The 16,775-nt window shown below is 71.7% G+C and carries 15 protein-coding genes; 4 read left to right on the top strand and 11 right to left on the bottom strand.

Going from position 1 to position 16,775, the window contains the following annotated elements; translation table 11 throughout:
* Positions 1–12: 12 nt before the first annotated feature.
* Positions 13–1,047 (top strand): iron-siderophore ABC transporter substrate-binding protein, encoded by a 1,035-nt coding sequence (locus JKJ07_RS21330; protein ID WP_202993412.1) that lies wholly within the window; start codon positions 13–15, stop codon positions 1,045–1,047.
* A 46-nt stretch (positions 1,048–1,093) separates the two neighbouring features.
* Here the strand turns inward: JKJ07_RS21330 and JKJ07_RS21335 are convergent, their stop codons facing one another.
* Positions 1,094–2,248 (bottom strand): acyl-CoA dehydrogenase family protein, encoded by a 1,155-nt coding sequence (locus JKJ07_RS21335; protein ID WP_202993419.1) that lies wholly within the window; start codon positions 2,246–2,248, stop codon positions 1,094–1,096.
* A gap of 89 nt (positions 2,249–2,337) precedes the next feature.
* On the opposite strand from JKJ07_RS21335, the gene JKJ07_RS21340 reads away from it, so the two are divergent.
* Positions 2,338–3,696, top strand: a complete 1,359-nt coding sequence (locus JKJ07_RS21340; RefSeq protein WP_236029658.1) for a UDP-glucose dehydrogenase family protein — start codon at positions 2,338–2,340, stop codon at positions 3,694–3,696.
* 107 nt (positions 3,697–3,803) lie between these two features.
* Positions 3,804–8,915, top strand: a complete 5,112-nt coding sequence (locus tag JKJ07_RS21345) for an SCO7613 C-terminal domain-containing membrane protein (protein ID WP_202993423.1) — start codon at positions 3,804–3,806, stop codon at positions 8,913–8,915.
* Between the two features lie 709 nt (positions 8,916–9,624).
* Here JKJ07_RS21345 and JKJ07_RS21350 read toward each other — a convergent pair.
* On the bottom strand, positions 9,625–9,936 hold the full coding sequence (locus JKJ07_RS21350; protein ID WP_202993425.1) for an NIPSNAP family protein: 312 nt from the start codon (positions 9,934–9,936) through the stop codon (positions 9,625–9,627).
* A gap of 24 nt (positions 9,937–9,960) precedes the next feature.
* Between JKJ07_RS21350 and JKJ07_RS21355 the strand changes: the two genes are divergently transcribed.
* The gene (locus JKJ07_RS21355; RefSeq protein WP_202993427.1) at positions 9,961–10,572 is read left to right on the top strand and encodes a histidine phosphatase family protein; all 612 of its coding nucleotides are present in this window, start codon (positions 9,961–9,963) and stop codon (positions 10,570–10,572) included.
* Here JKJ07_RS21355 and JKJ07_RS21360 read toward each other — a convergent pair.
* From JKJ07_RS21360 to JKJ07_RS21400, 9 genes are all read right to left on the bottom strand, one after another.
* Entirely contained in the window at positions 10,553–11,065 is a 513-nt protein-coding gene (locus JKJ07_RS21360; RefSeq protein WP_202993429.1) for a GNAT family N-acetyltransferase, read from the bottom strand. The genes JKJ07_RS21355 and JKJ07_RS21360 overlap by 20 nt on opposite strands.
* 14 nt (positions 11,066–11,079) lie before the next feature.
* Entirely contained in the window at positions 11,080–11,826 is a 747-nt protein-coding gene (locus tag JKJ07_RS21365) for a methyltransferase domain-containing protein (protein ID WP_307834342.1), read from the bottom strand.
* A gap of 134 nt (positions 11,827–11,960) precedes the next feature.
* On the bottom strand, positions 11,961–12,413 hold the full coding sequence (locus JKJ07_RS21370) for a SitI3 family protein (RefSeq protein ID WP_202993431.1): 453 nt from the start codon (positions 12,411–12,413) through the stop codon (positions 11,961–11,963).
* A gap of 4 nt (positions 12,414–12,417) precedes the next feature.
* On the bottom strand, positions 12,418–12,858 hold the full coding sequence (locus JKJ07_RS49990) for a CdiA C-terminal domain-containing protein (protein WP_438871437.1): 441 nt from the start codon (positions 12,856–12,858) through the stop codon (positions 12,418–12,420).
* Between the two features lie 265 nt (positions 12,859–13,123).
* Positions 13,124–13,447 (bottom strand): type 2 periplasmic-binding domain-containing protein, encoded by a 324-nt coding sequence (locus JKJ07_RS21380; RefSeq protein WP_202993434.1) that lies wholly within the window; start codon positions 13,445–13,447, stop codon positions 13,124–13,126.
* Positions 13,435–14,631, bottom strand: coding sequence for a substrate-binding domain-containing protein (locus JKJ07_RS51790; RefSeq protein ID WP_202993436.1), 1,197 nt, complete (start codon positions 14,629–14,631; stop codon positions 13,435–13,437). Before JKJ07_RS51790 ends, JKJ07_RS21380 begins: the two co-directional genes overlap by 13 nt.
* Before the next feature lie 59 nt (positions 14,632–14,690).
* A complete protein-coding gene (locus JKJ07_RS21390) occupies positions 14,691–15,113 on the bottom strand; it encodes a glutaredoxin domain-containing protein (RefSeq protein WP_202993438.1) in 423 nt (140 codons plus the stop codon).
* Between the two features lie 9 nt (positions 15,114–15,122).
* The gene (gene purE, locus JKJ07_RS21395; RefSeq protein WP_202993444.1) at positions 15,123–15,620 is read right to left on the bottom strand and encodes a 5-(carboxyamino)imidazole ribonucleotide mutase; all 498 of its coding nucleotides are present in this window, start codon (positions 15,618–15,620) and stop codon (positions 15,123–15,125) included.
* Complete coding sequence (locus tag JKJ07_RS21400; RefSeq protein WP_202993446.1) at positions 15,621–16,763, bottom strand: 5-(carboxyamino)imidazole ribonucleotide synthase; 1,143 nt, start codon at positions 16,761–16,763, stop codon at positions 15,621–15,623. It abuts the gene before it with no gap.
* Positions 16,764–16,775 lie beyond the last annotated feature (12 nt).

The following is a 16,775-nucleotide window of genomic DNA, read 5'->3' on the forward strand; positions in this document are numbered from 1 at the left end:
AGGGGCCAGCCCATGCGGCTTCTCACTATCCGGCTGGCAGCCGTGGGACTTCTCCTCACGCTGACCGCGTGCGGACCGAACAGCGCAAACGATGAACCGGCGGCCGGCAGCAGTTCCTCGGCCAGTGACGCCTTCCCCGTGTCGGTCGCCCACAAGTTCGGCACCGCCGAGATCAAATCCGAGCCCAAGCGGATCGTCACCGTCGGCCTGGTCGAGCAGGACGCGCTGCTCGCGCTGGGCATCGTGCCGGTCGGCACCACCGAATGGTTCGGCGAGAAGCCGGGCGCGATCTGGCCGTGGGCCGAGGCGGCGCTCGGCTCGGCGCCGAAGCCCCAGGTGATGGCGCAGACCGACGGCGTCGAGTTCGAGAAGGTCGCGGCCCTCAAGCCCGACCTGATCCTGGCCGTCTACAGCGGGCTCACCGCCGAGGACTACGCCAAACTGTCGAAGATGGCGCCGACCGTCGCCCAGCCCAAGGACCAGGTCGACTATGGCGTCGGCTGGCAGGAACTGACCCGTACGGTCGGCGCGGCGGTCGGGCGCAAGGCCCAGGCCGAGAAGCTGGTCACCGACACCGAGGCCCGGATCGCGCAGGTCAAGCAGGACAACCCCGCGTTCGCCGGGAAGACGGGGCTGATGGCCACCACGGACGAGGGCTATTGGGTCTACGGCACCCAGGACCCGCGCGGCCGCCTGCTGGCCGACCTCGGCTTCACGCTGCCGGCCGGCCTCGACGAGATCACCGGCAAGGAGTTCGGGGCCAACCTCTCGAAGGAACGCACTGACCTGCTCGACGTCGACATGCTGGTCTGGATCGTCGACAAGTACGACACCGACAAGGCCAAGGTCGAGGCCGACCCGCTGTACTCGAAGCTGGCGGTTAAGACCGAGGGGCGCGCCCTCTACGTCGAGAACAACGAGGAGGTGGGCGCCGCGACCTCATTCATCTCGGTGCTCAGCCTGCCCTACCTGCTCGACAAACTGGTCCCCCAAATGGCCGCCGCCGTCGACGGCGACCCGTCAACCGCAGTGGTCCGCGCCAACTGAGAACGCCGTGGCCAGGCCGATCCGGTCTGGCCACGGCCTTCCACGGTCAGTCCTTGAGCATCTGGCGGGCCATTACGACGCGCTGGACCTGGTTGGTGCCCTCGTAGATCTGGGTGATTTTGGCGTCGCGCATCATCCGCTCGACCGGGTAGTCGCGCGTGTAGCCGTATCCGCCGAGCAACTGGACCGCGTCGGTCGTGATTTCCATTGCGGCGTCGGAGGCGAAGCACTTCGCGGCCGCGCCGAAGTACGTCAGGTCGGCGTCGCCGCGTTCGCTCTTGCCGGCGGCCACGTACGTCAGCTGGCGGGCCGCCTCGAGCTTCATGCCCATGTCGGCCAGCATGAACTGCACGCCCTGGAAGTCGGCGACCGGCTTGCCGAACTGCTTGCGCTCCTTCACGTAGTTCTTCGCGAAGTCGAGCGCGCCCTGAGCGATGCCGAGGGCCTGCGCGGCGATCGTCACGCGCGTGTGGTCGAGGGTCTTCATGGCGGTCGCGAAGCCGGTGCCCTCATCGCCGATCATGCGGTCGGCCGGGATCCGTACGTTGTCGAAGTAGACCTCGCGGGTGGGCGAGCCCTTGATGCCGAGCTTCTTCTCGGGCGCGCCGAAGCTGACCCCCGGGTCCGACTTCTCGACGACGAAGGCCGAGATGCCCCGGGAGCGGGCGGTGGGGTCGGTGACCGCGAAGACCGTGTAGTACTCGGAGACGCCGGCGTTGGTGATCCAGCGCTTCACGCCATTCAAAACAAAGAAGTCACCGTCGCGGACTGCCCGGGTCGTCATCGCGGCCGCGTCGGAACCGGCCTCGGGCTCGGACAGGCAGTACGAGAACATGGCCTCGCCCGAGGCCACCTTGGGCAGGTAGCGCTGCTTGAGGTCCTCCGAGGCCGAGATGAGCAGGGGCATCGTACCCAGCTTGTTGACCGCCGGGATCAGCGACGACGACCCGCAGGCCCGCGCCACCTCCTCGATCACGATCGCCGTGGCCAGGGCGTCCGCGCCGGCGCCGCCGTATTCGACCGGGATGTGCGGGGCGTGGAAGTCGCTCGAGCGGAGTGCGTCGTACGAGGCCTTGGGGAACTCGCCCGTCTCGTCGGCCTCGGCCGCGTTCGGCGCCACCCGCGCGTCACACACCTCGCGCACCGCGGCGCGGATGGTCTCGTGGTCCTCCGGCAGCTGGTAGACGTCGAACTCACTCATGCCCCTGGTCCCTTCACTCAAGCAGTCCCCGCTATGTTACTGGCGCGTAGCGTACGCCCACCAGATGTCCGGTCGTTATGCCGGACGTGATGCGTTTGTCATTTCTGGGCACCGGTTACCTCGGCGCCACCTACGCCGCCTGTTTCGCCGAGCTGGGCTACGAGGTGCTCGGTTACGACGTCGACGACGCGAAGATAGCGAAGCTGGCCGCCGGGCAGGCCCCGTTTCACGAGCCCGGGCTGGACGACCTGCTGCGCCGCAACCTGGCCGCGGGCCGGCTTACCTTCGGCACGTCGATGGCCGAGGTGGCCGAGTTCGCCGACGTGCACTTCATCTGCGTGGGCACCCCGCAGCGCCCGGACGGGATGAGCGCCGACCTCACCTTCGTCGAGTCGGTCGTGACGACCCTGGCCCCGCTGCTGACCCGCCGCGCGCTGATCGTGGGCAAGTCGACCGTCCCGGTGGGCACCGCCGCCTGGGTCGAGCAGTTGGTGGCCAAGCACGCCGACCCCGCCCTGGGCGTCGAGGTCGCCTGGTCGCCCGAGTTCCTGCAGGAGGGGTACGCGGTCGAGGACGTGCTGCGCCCCAACCGGATCGTCGCCGGGGTGCGCTCGGAGTGGGCCCGCGACCGGCTGCACGCCGCCCACAAGGGCGTGTTCGACCTGGCCGCGACCGAGGACCGGGACGTGCCGGTGGTGGTCACCGATTTCGCCACCGCCGAGCTGGTCAAGGTGGCCGCGAACGCGTTCCTGGCCACGAAGATCAGCTTCATCAACGCGATGGCCGAGGTCTGCGAGGTGGCCGGGGGCGATGTCACGCTGCTGGCCCGGGCGATCGGTTATGACCCGCGCATCGGCAACCGCTTCCTGCAGGCCGGGCTGGGTTTCGGCGGCGGCTGCCTGCCCAAGGACATCCGCGCCTTCCAGGCCCGCGCGCAGGAGCTGGGTGCGGGTGAGGCGCTGCGCTTCCTGCACGAGGTCGATCTGATCAACACCCGGCGGCGGGGGCGGGCGCTCACGCTGGCCGCGGAGTTGCTGAACAGACCGGTTGGTCCGGCCGGTCCCGATCTGTCCGGCGCCCGGATCGCCGTGCTGGGCGCGACGTTCAAGGCCAATTCCGACGACGTACGGGATGCGCCGAGCCTCGCCGTGGCAGGCGCGCTGACCTCGGCGGGTGCCGACGTCCACATCTACGACCCGCAGGGCATGCCCAACGCCAAGGCCGCCCAACCCCTTCTCTCGTACGCCCCCAGCCTGGCCGCTGCCGTGACGGACGTCTCTCTCGTGGTCGTCGCGACCGAGTGGGCCGAGTTCCGCAACGCCGACCCGGTGCTCCTGGGCGAACTGGTCGCCGAGCGGCAGGTCATCGACGGGCGGAACTGCCTGGACCGGGAGCAGTGGCACCGGGCGGGCTGGACGTACCGGGGAATGGGACGCCCGCCGATGTAGCCGTCTGCGCGTTTTCTATAGATGTCGACCGCCGTGAGCCTGTTCTAATGAATGTCGTACCGGCATGCTCTAGTCAGACCGGTGAGCGGGCAGGTCGAGGAGGTTCCGTGGCGGCGCAGGGTGGACAGCCCGACGGCTACGACGATGAGCTGGCCCGGATCGAGGCCTCGATCGCGGATCTGAAGATCCGGGACATGGCGGCGGCCAAGGAGCGCACGCAGATCGCCGCCAAGATCCAGGCGGCGCAGTTCCAGCGTGACATCCTCTCCCACGCCAACCAGCAGAAGAAGACGGCCAAGACCCGGCGCCCGCGCCGCCGCGGGTCCGACGAGTTCCCGCCGCCACCGCCCCCGCCCACGGGCGCCCCACCGGCCGGCGGCGAGCCTCCGCCGCCCCCGCGCGCGGCCCGCCAGGCCGGCTCCCGGCCCGACTGGGCGCCGCCCGGCTCGCCGCACACGGGCCCGCCCGGGGTCGCCACCGACGGCGTCACCGTGCTGGTCGACGACCCGCCCCCGACCGAGCGGGTCGCCCCGCCGCCGCGCCGCTCGGCCGGGTTCACCGGCGCCGAGCACCACCCGCCCGAGGCCTCCTCCCAGTCGGTGCAAAACATCCTGCTCGCCCTGGGCGCCCTGCTCATCGGCGTGGCCGCGGTGGTCTTCGCCGGGGTGGCGGTCAACAACCCGTTCGCCCGGGCCTTCATCCTCGCCCTGTGCACGGCGATCGCCCTGGCCGTGGCGCCCGGCATCGCCAAGCGCGGGCTGAGCTCGACCGGCGAGACGGTGGCCTGGGTCGGCCTCATCCTGCTCCCGCTGACCCTGTTCGCCCTGCACGGCAGCTCGGTCACCGGCGGCGAGAGCGTGCCCGTCCCGCTCTATCTGGGCATCACCTTCGCGCTGACGGCCGTGGCCGCCTTCGTCTACGCGGGGTCCACCCGGCTCGCCGCGCCGCGCTACGCGACGGTCGTGGCCGTCCAGCCGGTGCCGCTGCTGCTGGCCGACCCGATGATCCAGAGCCCGGCCGGCTGGGGCATGGCCCTGACCGTGGTCGCCGTGCTCGACCTGCTGCTGCTGACCACGGTGATCCGCAAGGGCCGGCTGCTGCCCCGCTGGCCGTGGGGCCGCCCGGGCCCGGCCGACCGCCGGGCGCAGGATCCGGCGGCCCTGGCCGAGGATCCGCCCGAGCGCCCCGAGACCGCGGGCGAGGAACCCGACCTGATCATCCCGGGCCTGTCCGGCTCGCGCCGCCGCAACTGGCTGCGCTCCCGCATCTTCCCGGGCCCGCGCCCGGGCGACGCGCCGCCGGCCGGCTCGGTGCCGCTGGCCCCGCCGGCCACCCCGCCGTCGGCCGACTGGCTCCGCGAGCTGACCTTCGCGCTGCTCTGCGTGGCCAGCGCCGGCGCCCTGCTCTATTCGTCGGTGGCGCTGCTGCAGGCTCAGGTGCTGCCCGACGCGCTGCGCTCCGGCCTCGTGCTGGTGCTGGCCGCGCTCACCGGCGCCGCCGCGGCCTATCTGCTGGAGAATCAGGTCGCCCGCAACATCGCCGGCGGCGTGCTCGCCCTGGCCGTGATCGGCGCGACCGCCCGCATCGCCGACGTCGTCTCGCCGCACTGGACGCTGGCCGTCGCCGCGGCCGCCGTCGCGGTCACCGGCGCCGTGGTCACCATGGTGCCGGCCGAGGTGCGCCGGGGCCCGCAGATCGCCTCGGCGGTCGCGCTCGGCCTCATCGGCGTGATCCTGGTGATCGACTGCCTGCGGGCCGCGCTCGAGCCGCTGCAGGCCGCCCGCCCGGTCTGGCACGCCGAGACGGCGAACTACGCGCAGCGGATGGCCGAGGCCGCGGGCGATCTGGGCTGGCTGCTCGCCTTCAGCGCGCTGCTGGTCACCATCGCCGCCGCCCTGGCCCTGCCGCCCAGCGTGCGGCACGAGGGCGCGGTGATCGGCATCGCGCTGACCGCCCTGGCCCTGCCCGCCTCGCTCACCCTGAACTGGTCGGAGGCGCCCTGGCCGCTGGTCATCGCCGCGGTCGGCATCGGCGCGGCCGGGCTGGCCGCGACCACCCGGCGCATCGCGATCGTGCACGTCGCCGCGGCCGGGGTGGTCGGCTTCTTCGGGGCCGGCGCCGCCCTGGGCGCGGCCTGGCTGACCGCCGCCGTGCTGACCGCGCTGGCCGGCGCGGGCGTGATGATCGCCGTGGCCGCCCGCCAGATCCCCATCCGGCTCTATGCCTGGCTGGTCGGCGACTGGGCCGCCGGCGCGGCCGCGCTGGCCCTGCCCGGGGCCGTGGTCAGCGCCGCGCTGGCCGTGTCCGACCGCGGCGACGGCCCGCCCGCCACCGAGGCGGTCACCGTGCCCGCCCTGGCCGTCGGCTTCCTGGCCGTGGCGGCCACGCTCAGCTACGCCGCCGTGTTCCAGGTGGCCCGCCGCGACATCAGCCTGCCGCTCACCGCGGGCACCGGTCTCGGCGCGATCTCGCTGGCTCTGGCCGCCCTGCTCGCGCCCGGCGCCACCGCACCCGACGTCTGGGTCGGCGCGCTGCTGCTGGTCGCGGCCGGTCTGCTGTTCTTCTCGAAGTCGATCGACAACGGCCGGCGCAGCGACCGGGTGCTCGACGGTCCCGACATCGCCGCCGCGGCCGCCACGGTCGCCATCTGCGGCGCGCTGGCCCGGGTCTTCGCGCTCGCGTTCCCGCAGGCCCCGCTGGCCGTGGCCGGTGTCGTCGTGCTGATCGTCGCGCTCGCCGTGGCCGTCCTGCCGGAGGACTGGGCGCGCGGCCCCAACCGCGGGCTCGCCGTCGCCGGCGCCGTGGTCGGGGCGATCGCCGGTTACCTGGCGCTGGCCGGCGCCGTCCGCATGCTCTCGGTCCCGGCCGACCTCTGGGACGCCGACCTCAGCCGGGTCCCCGCCCCCGGCCCGGGCGCCTGGCAGGCCCCGTTCTGCCTGGTCGCGATCGCGATCGCCGCCGCCCTGGCCGCGCCCCGCCCGTGGTCACACCTGTTCTCCGCGATCGCCGGGGCGCTGGCCGCGATCGGCGCCCCGTTCGCGCTCGGGCTGCCCTGGTGGTCGCCGCTGCTGATCGGCGGCGCGGTCGGCGTGGCGTACGCGATGGCCGCCGTGGCCACGATCGACCCGATCGCCGCCCTGTGCCGCGCCGGGGCGGCCGCCGTCGTGTTGCTGCACGCCGTCGTCTCGGCGCTCGCCCGGCCCTGGTCGACCGCCCTGGCGCTGCTGGTCGTCGTGCTGATCGGCGCCCTCGCCGCGGTCATGGCCCGCACGCGGGTCGCCCCGATCGAGGACCCGCCGCCCGGCACCCCGCTGCCCCCGCCCGGCCGGTTCTGGTCACCGTCCACGATCACCGAGGCCGACCTGGCCCGCGACGACACCGGCATGCCGCGGCACCGGGCCCAGATCGGCGGGGCCGCCACCGGAGCGATCATGCTGGCGCTGCCCGGCGTGCTCGCCTCGGTCGCCGCCGACCAGGCCCACAGCGCGCTGATCGTGCTCACCGCCGCCCTCGCCGCGTCCAGCCTCAGCCTGGCCATGCTCGCGCTGGCCGGCCGCTACATCCCGCAGTTCCTGCCGTGGGCCACGGTCGGCCTGGTGCTGGGCGCGACGATCACCGCGTTCGCGTCGATCCCGACCCCGCACCCCACGGCCCTCTACGCGGCGGCCGCGGCCCTGCTCGGCGTGATGGCCGAGTTGTTGCGCGGCTCGATCCCCGCCCCCGGTCTCACGCTGGCCCGCGAGGGCGCGTTCTCGGGCAGCAGCTATCGCGCCCGCCGCTGGACGACGGCCCGCCCGCTCGGGCTCACCGGCCGCTGGCTGGTCGACCCGGCCACCAGCGCCGTCGTGCTGGCCCTGGTGCCCACCATCCTGGCCATCTTCTCGATCGCCCCGGCGCTGCGAGCCGCCCTGATCGACCCGCTGGGCCAGCTCCGGCACATCTGGGACGGCCCGATCCCCGCGCTGGCCGCGCCCTCGTCGGGTTACGTCGACGGCACCAGCGTCCTCGCGATCGTGCTGCTCACCGGGGCCGCCGCGCTCGCCGCGATCGGTTTCGGCGGCCGCGCGTCCGAGACCGTGCCGGTGATCATGCCGGGCCTGGCGATCACCATCCTGATCACCCCGATCGCGCTGCACGCGCCGTATCCGACGGCCACCACCGCGGCCCTGGTCGTCTTCACGATCTCGATGCTCGGCCTGGCCCTCACCCCGCCACCGGCCGGCCGCCGCTCGTCGCTGCTCGGCACGGTCCGCACGATCGTCTTCGTGATCGGCCTGCTCGCCGGCAACGCGGGCCTGGCCGGCAGCCTCGCCCAGCAGCGCCTCACCCTGCTCACGCTGGGCTGCGCGATCTTCGTCGGCCTGGCCGCCGCGCTGGCCGGCCGCAGCCGTTTCGCCCGCGTGCTGGGCTGGGTCTTCGCCGCCGTCATGGGCCAGTTCTTCGTGCTCACGGCCGCGATCGCCGCCGGGGTGGAACGCCCGTGGGCCGCGTTCGGCGTGCTCGCCGTGGGCGCCGCCCTGCTGATCCTCGAGGCCACCGTGCCCCGGCTGGGCCTCCCGCAATATCGCACCGAGGCCACGACGATCGAGTGGAGCGGCTACGCGTCCGCACTGATCGCCGGCGTCATGGCGTTCGACTCCCCCGCCCACCTGGCCGCCATGCTGGCCGCCTGGGGCGCCGTGCTCGGCCTGGCCGCCGCCCGCGTCGGCCGCCCGCCCAACCAGCGCCGCGCCCTGTTCTGGACGGCGGTCGGCTTCGAAGTGGTCGGCTGGTGGCTGTTCATCGCCCTGGCCGACGTCGCGCTGCCCGAGGCGTACACGCTGCCCTTCGCCGCCCTGGCCCTGCTGGTCGGCGTCATCGAGTCGCGCGACCGCCCCGACCTGAGCAGCTGGGTCGCCTACGGCCCGGCGCTGCTGGCCGCGTTCGTCCCCACGATCGGCATCGTCCTGGCCGGCGACGGCGGCGAGTTGCGCGAGGTCCTGCTGCTGCTGGCCGCCGTGGCCACGCTGATCATCGGCTCCCGCAACCGCCAGCAGGCCCCCGTGGTCGTCGGCGCGGTCGCCACCATCATCGCCGCCGTCCACTTCGCCACGACCTTGGTCGGCCCCTGGCTCGTGCTGGTGCCACTCGGCGTCATCCTGCTCTGGGTCGGCGCCACGAACGAAAACCGCCGCCGCACCCGCGAAGGCCTGCGCGGAGCCTTGGTCCGAATGCGCTAGGGCGTTCTTCGCGCGCCCCTCGGCGTCATCCTGCGCTGGTCGAAGGCGATAAAACCTTTTTCGTACGAGTTCTCCAACGCGCTCTGCTTCGACAGACCCGGCCGGGTGGGTGGTGACGCTCCGCGCGCCCGCTACGGGTGGGCCCGGCGGGAACGCTCCCTGCTACGTACGCGACTTTTGCCGGTCGCGCTCACGCCGCACCACACCTGTGGGCCCGCGCCGCTGGAGCCGCGGCTCGCTCTTTTCGGGCCCGCCCCGCCGTTCGCCCGGCCTTGGACCCCGCTCACTTGGCCGGACTTGGACCCCGCTCACTTGGCCGGACTTGAACCGCGGCTCGCTCGGCCGGACTCGGGCGCGCCGCACTCGGCCGGACGTGGGCCGCGGCTCGCTCTTTGGGTCCGCGCCGCCGTTCGCCCAAGCGTGGGCCCGGTTCACTTGGCAGGACTCGGGCCGCGGCTCGCTCTTTCGGGCCCGCGCCGCCGTTCGTCCGAACTTGGACCCCCGCTCACTCGGCCGGACTTGGACCGCCACTCGCTCGACCGGGCTCGAGCGCGCCACACTCAGCCGGACTCAGGCCGCCGCCCGCCCGACCGGACTTGGGCGCGCCACACTCAGCCGGACTCAGGCCGCCGCCCGCCCGACCGGACTTGGGCGCGCCACACTCGGCCGGACCTGGGCCGCGGCTTGTTCGGTTGGCCTTGGCTGCTGCTCAGTCGGTTGGGAGCAACGGGCGCATGAAGGTGCGTTCGTAGCGCAGGACGCATTGCGACTCGTCGCGGATGCGGTCGGCCGCGATGAACTCCGGGTCGTGGCCGAACAGCGCGCGATACCGCTCATAGGCCGCCAAGCTCTCGAAGCTGAACAACGCCTCGGCCCGATCGCTGGCCCCTTCGGCGGGCAGGAAATAGCCGTGGTGCAGGCCGCCGTGCTTGGCCACGAGCCGCATCCATTCGCGGGCGAAGCGCTCGAACGCCTCGATCCGCTCCGGGTCGATCGTGTAGTGCACGACGCACGTGATCACGTACCCGACCCTACATTTACGGGCATGCGCACGCTTCACGTAGTCACCCATCCCGAGGCCACCCACCACGTCGACGGCCTGGTCGGCGGCTGGTTCGACTCCGATCTCACGCCCCGCGGAGCCGCCCACGCGGCAAAGATCGCCGACGTGCTCGCGACCCGTGCCCCCGGTGCCGAGATTCACTCGTCCGACCTGCTGCGCACCCGTCGCACCGCCGAGATCATCGCCGCTCGCCTGGACACCGAGGTCATCCTCGACCGCGGGCTGCGCGAGAAGTCGTACGGGGAAGCCGGTGGCCGCCCGCAGGCCTGGCTGGATGCCCGTTTTGTGCCGCCGCCGCGCGACGGTGAGCGCATGCGCCACGACGAGGGCGTGCCCGGCGCCGAGACCAAACACGACCTTGCCGTACGGGTCTATGCCGCGCTCGGCCGCATCCTCGAGTCGGACGCGGCCCACCAGGTGATCGTCACCCACGGCATGGCCGCGACGTTCGTGCTGGCGGCCTGGATCGAGATGCCTCTGGAGGCGGCGGGCCGGGTCGCGTTCCGCTTCTCAGCCGGCGGCGTCACGACCCTGCACGAGGACGACTATTTCCACAACCACGCCGTGGTCAGCCTCAACGAAGACGTCCGGTGAGCCCGCGGCCCCCGGGTTCCCGCGCCACCCGCTTCTCCATCACCCGGGTCGGCCGGGATTTGGTGAGGTCGGGGCGCAGGTCGATCTGCCGATAGCCGACGGCCTGCCAAAAAGCGTACGCCGGCTCGTTGTTGACCAGCACCCCGAGGCGCAACGCGGTGGCGCCCTTCGACCGGTAGCGTTCCTCGATCGCCTCGACGATGGCGCGGCCGTGCCCCTGGCGATCGAGGCGACCGTCCACCAGCAACAGCCCGATCCACGGGTGACCGTCGACCGGATGCTCGTCGAGCAGCTGAGCGAACCCGACCACCCGGCCGCCGGCGTCCCGGGCCACGACCGTGTCGTCGCTGAGCACCGCCTCGACCTCGGCGCGGGACAAGGCGTCGAGGTCGAGGTCGCCGCTGAGACGCCAATACTCGGGCCGCGAGCAGCAGATCTCGTACAGGCTCTCCAGCTCCGGCCCGGCCAGGGTGGCCTCGCTCAGGAAGATCACCCTGGCACTCTAAGTCAGCGCTTCTTCAGGGCGAACACGCCCCAGCCCAGGTAGCGCCGCTGATAGCGCACATAGTTGAGCGGCGCGGTGTCGAGCTCGGCTCGGAAGTCGGCGGCCAGCTCGTCCTCCGGGTTCTCGTCGAGCCAGGTGCGGACGGTGAGCCACTGGGCCGCGGTGTAACGGTCCCAGCTGTCCGGGTCGGCCAGCACCATCTCGACCAGATCCCAGCCCAGCCGGCCGAACGACGCCACCAGGCCCGGCAGGTCGGTGAAGTCGTCCTTCTTCGCAGCATGGGAGCCCCGCACCGCGGCCTCGTCGGGCGGATCCTCCCGCCAGAACGGCTCCCCGATCAGCAACAGCCCACCCGGACGCAGGCTGCGCTCCAGCAACTCGACGGTGCCGTCCAGCCCGTCACCGATCCAGGTCGCCCCGATGCAGGCGGCCACGTCGACAGGCTCGGCCGACACGAACCCGGCCGCATCGCCGTGCACAAAGTTCACGCTTTCGGCCACGCCCAGCTCCGCGGCCCGCTCCCGAGCCTGCTCGACGAAGACCGTGCTGATGTCGACACCCGTACCGGAAATGCCGTGCTCCCGGCTCCAGGTGCACAACATCTCACCGGTGCCGCACGCCAGGTCGAGCATGGTCATGCCGGGCCGCAGGCGCAGCACCCGCCCGAGCAGGGCCAGCTTCACCTCATCGATCGGATTGTGAACACGGTGCCACTGCTCACGAATGACAAAACTACGCGGAAGATCCACTTCGAGAATTCCTAACGCCGGACGAACGAATGGTCAGCTCAGAACCGGCAAGAACCCTCATACAACGCACCCCCACAGCAGGTCTGTCGCCCGACCGTAGGCCACCCCCGCGCCGACAGCCACCGATTTACCGCTCAGCCAGGAATCACCTGGTCAGCCCCGTCGTAGTGCTCCCACCACTTCTCGCGCCGGTGCTTGGTGATCACGCCGTCGAACCGGGTCAGCAGCAAGTTGTCGCCGTTGAACGAGAACGCGGCATCTTCGGCGCCCGAGTCCAGCACGCGCCGGACGACGGTGAGCATGTTCCGCACCTGCCAGTCGATGTCCTCCACCTGCTTGGCGAAGCGAAAACCGACCGAGACGTACGGGCTCGGCTCCCACTCCCACCAGCCGTCATCGCCGTGAACACTGATGTAGCGGCTCTGCCCGGCACGCACGGTCAGTCCGAATCCTTGCCGGTCATTGAGGTCGGCCGCCAGCAACGGCGCGGTTCCCGTCGGGCGGTAGTCCACCTCGGGCACGGCCCGCTCCGCGACCTGCTCGACCGGTGTGTCCCCGGCGAGAGTCAGCGAATATTCGATCGCCATTCCGTCATGCCCCTTCCTCGCCCACCCCAGGCAGATCGAGCTGCACGATCTCCCTGTCCCGGGTGATGGCCTTCACTTCCTTGAGCCCCTCGATTGGCCAGTCCATGAATTGTCGCCGTAGGGCACCGAGATCCCCGGACCAGTCCGCCAGGTTCACGATCACTCGCTGCGTCTGCCCGTCCTCAACCTTGTCGGACGCCTCCGACCAGATACCTCGGACCGGCTTACCGTCGTCGGGCGAATAGCAGTCGAAGACCCGGCCCTCGATCAAGTAATCAGGCCGGGTCTCGGGCCGGCCGGTATCGCCGAACTCCCGCCTGGCCCCGGCCACCTCGCCTGGCGTCGGGTTCTGCCTGATCTCGTAGCCCTGATCAGCGATGATCACGGCTGCCGAGTTCTCCCGATCAATGGACCGCCGGCCTGAAGCGTCGGCCCGGCGAGGAATGCCGGTGGTGTGGCCGCTCGGCGTGCCACCCGGGGTTCCGGTCCGCTCAGTAACAAGGTCAGCGGCGCGATCTCCGCGCCCGGCGCCGGCACGACCGTCCCGCGCCGTGCCCTCGGCCCTGTCCTGCGCGGCGCGCACCGACCGTGGATCGCCTCCACCGCCCGAACGCGGCCTCGTTTCGCCGTGATCGGCGGGTGGGTCGTCGTTTCCGCCGTGCGGCCGCCTCGCCATACGGCCATTGAAATTGACGGGAGCAAATGCGAGATCAGTCGGCGAGGGGCATCGGGTTGGGGTGGCAGAGTTGGGGGTTGGCCAGTTCGGCGCACGGGCGGTCGCCGTGGGCTCGGATGATGTCGGCGCCGACCTGGTTCGTCAGGTAGCGCAGGAAGCTGGCCGCCAGCGAATGGGCGTCCGGGTCGCCGTTGGTGTAGCCGAGTTCGGTTTCCCAGAACGGGTATGTGCCGTGGTCGGCGTCGACGACTGTGGCCTGGTGGCCGTCGATGCGGACCAGGGCCAGGCCTTCACGGTCGGTGGCCGCGCCGAGTTCGCTGTAACCGAGTGCACCGGGTGTCTCCGCTACGGCGCGCAACACGTCTTCGGTCGAGTTGCGGGCGCATCGCACCACCCCGCCGGGCGACCCAGGATCCGTATCACGGCAATGTCCGAATTGCTGCCCGGTTCCCGCAGGCCGTCGAGCACTCGGCGTTGGAAGGCGGCCCGAGTCCCCGAGCCCGGGTTGCGGCTGATCAACCGCACGGCCTCGTCCCGCCCGCCGATCTGCTTCCAGTTGGTGATCTCGCCGCGGTACAGCCTGCGGATCTGCTCCGCCTTCAGGTCGCGCACCCCGGTGTCCGCGTTGACCACCAGCGTGAACAGCACGAACGCGATCGGCCGGGCCACCAGTCCGGGCATGCCGTCGGGCTTCTCGCCGTCCGAGAAGGCCAGCATCTCCGCGCCCTCGCCGGCCTTGTCGAGCGACAACAGCCCCTCGCCGCTGCCGCGCATCTCGAAGTCGAACTCGGCCGCCGTGCACGCGTCCTGATAGGAGCGGGCCGCCTCGCGTACCACCGGCTCGAAGGCGGTCGACCCGCCGATCGCCAGCCGGCCCGACGCGCAGTCGATCGGCAGCTCGTCGCTGCTGCGGAAGAAGACGACCGACTGCGCGACAACCAGCACCGCCAGGAACGCGATGAGCGCCATGGCCCGCTTCGACGTGCCGAGGCGGCTGCGGGTCTCGATGATGCGCCCGCCGCCGACCCCGCCCTTGATCGTGCCGACCACCATCGGGTCGGGATACGCCCCGTCGGTCTTCTTGGTGCCGTCGGCGCTGTCGAGGGCGGCCAGCAGCTTGTAGTGGTCGTGCCGGTTCATCGGCACCTTGGGCAGTTCGACCAGATCATCCCGTACGGTCAGGCCGCCGAGGCTCGACCGCAGGTTCTCGTCGCTGAGCTCGGTGACGACCACACCCACGACGCGCCGCCCGGGGAAGCTCACCCGGATGCCGGCGTGGTCGTCATCCCGTACGGCGTAGTCGTGCTCGTCGATGTTGGTGCGGCCGGTGTTCTCGATGCGCAGCAGCACGATGCTGGGGTCGACCAGCGCGACGCCGTCCTTGCTGAGCTCGCCCAGCGCACCTGGCGCCGCCGTCTCGCCCACGTCGTTGGCCGTGGTGTCCATCTGGACCCGATAGCCCAGTCGCTTACGACCCTTGACCAGGAATTCGTAGATCGCCGCGATCGTCGGCACCACGATACCGAGCGCCGCGAGGGCCACACTCCACCAGAGTTCGATGGATCAAGCGTAGGAGCCGGAGACGAACGGGATTCGAGCGCTCAGTGAAGGTTTTGAACCAACCGCGGCGAGGGGTTCACATAGGACCGCTCGGGCGTGACGACCGTGGGCACCGTCTCGTTGCCGTCGGCCACAGCCCGTACGGATGCGGCGGCCGCGGGGTCGCTCCAGATGTCGACCCAGTGATAGCGGCCCGCTTTGCGCGCCAGCACCGTGCGCATGCGCAGGCAATACGGGCAGCCGGGCCGCCAATAGATGATCGGGCGGCCGTCGGTGGCCTGGGCGGCGCGCGCGTCGGCGTCGGTGACCGAGCGCGGGAAGGCTGGCGGCGAGATCAGCACTCCGAAAAGGACGAAAGCCGCCAAAACCAGCACGCCACCGACCACCGAGCCACTGACGATCATGGGCACACCGCCCACGAGCCCGGCCGCGATCAGAATGACCGCAGGAGTCCAGCGCCGCATAGGAGCACGTTACCCGAGCAGGCGTTCCCGGAGCGCGGCGTCCTTCTCGGCCACGAGCTTCTCGAGCCCGGCCTGGAAGTTGGCCATCTTGGTGCGCAGCAGCGGGTCGGCGGCGCCGAGGATGCGCACGGCGAGCAGGCCCGCGTTGCGCGCCCCGCCGATCGACACGGTCGCCACCGGCACCCCGGCCGGCATCTGCACGATCGAGAGCAGCGAATCCATGCCGTCGAGGTGCTTGAGCGGCACCGGCACCCCGACCACCGGCAGCGGGGTCAGCGCGGCCACCATGCCCGGCAGGTGGGCCGCTCCCCCGGCGCCCGCGATGATCACCTGCAGGCCCCGCTCGGCGGCCGACGAGGCATAATCGACCATCTTGCCGACCGTACGGTGGGCCGAGACCACGCCGACCTCGAACGGCACCTCGAACTCGGCCAGCGCGACGGCTGCGGCCTCCATCGTGGGCCAGTCGGAGTCGCTGCCCATGATGATCCCGACGCGGGGCGCCATTTATCGGCCTTCCTGAAGCCACTGGGCGGCGCGGACCGCGCGGGCCCGCACCGAGGTCATGTCGTCACCGAGCACGGTCACGTGCCCGATCTTGCGGCCGGGCCGCACGAGCTTGCCGTAGAGGTGCACGCGGGCGCCCGGATCCTCGGCGAAGAGGTGGTGCAGCCGCTCGTCGATGGACATGCCGCCGGGCTCGCCGCCCAGCACGTTCGCCATCACGACGGCGGGCGCGGTGAGCGACGTCTCACCCATCGGGTAGTCGAGGACCGCGCGCAGGTGCTGCTCGAACTGCGACGTCCGGGCGCCCTCGATCGTCCAGTGGCCGGAGTTGTGCGGCCGCATCGCCAGCTCGTTGACGACGATCCCGCCGTCGGTCTCGAACAGCTCGACGGCGAGCAGGCCGACCACGCCGAGCGCGTTGGCCAGGTCGATCGCGAGCTGCTGAGCCTCGAGGGCCAGCGCTTCGGAGAGGCCCGGCGCCGGCGCGAGCACCTCGACACAGATGCCGTCCTTTTGCACGGTCTCGACCACCGGATACGCCGCCACCTGGCCGAACGGGGAGCGGGCGACCAGCGCGGCCAGCTCGCGCCGCAGCGGCACCTTCTCCTCGACGATCAGCGGCGTGCCGGTCGCCACAAGATCAGCGGCCGCGCCGGCGGACGACAGCATCCAGACGCCGCGGCCGTCGTATCCGCCACGCGTAGCCTTGGCCACGACCGGCCACACGCCACCCGAGAAATCGGAAATGTCCGAAGCGGTAGAGACCGGCGCCCAGCGCGGCACCGGCGCACCCAGGTCAGCCAGCCGCCGACGCATCTCGCCCTTGTCCTGCGCGAACAGCAGCGCGGCGGAGCCGGGGAAGACCTTCACCCCCTCGGCTTCCAGGGCGGCGATGTGCGCCGTAGGCACATGCTCGTGGTCGAAGGTGACGGCCTCGCACCCCTTCGCGAACTCGCGCAGAGCGGCCAGGTCGGTATGGGTGCCGATGCGCACATCGGCCGCGACCAGGGCGGCGCTGTCGTCGGGAGAGACGCTCAGCACGCGCAGAGACTGGCCGAGAGCAATAGCGGCCTGGTGGGTCATCCGGGCCAATTGGCCGCCGCCCACCATGCCGACCACGGGCAGACCGGTTCGGGTATCCATCGCCCGCCCAGC

This window comes from Paractinoplanes lichenicola (assembly GCF_016785085.1).
Taxonomy (GTDB): Bacteria; Actinomycetota; Actinomycetes; order Mycobacteriales; family Micromonosporaceae; genus Actinoplanes; species Actinoplanes lichenicola.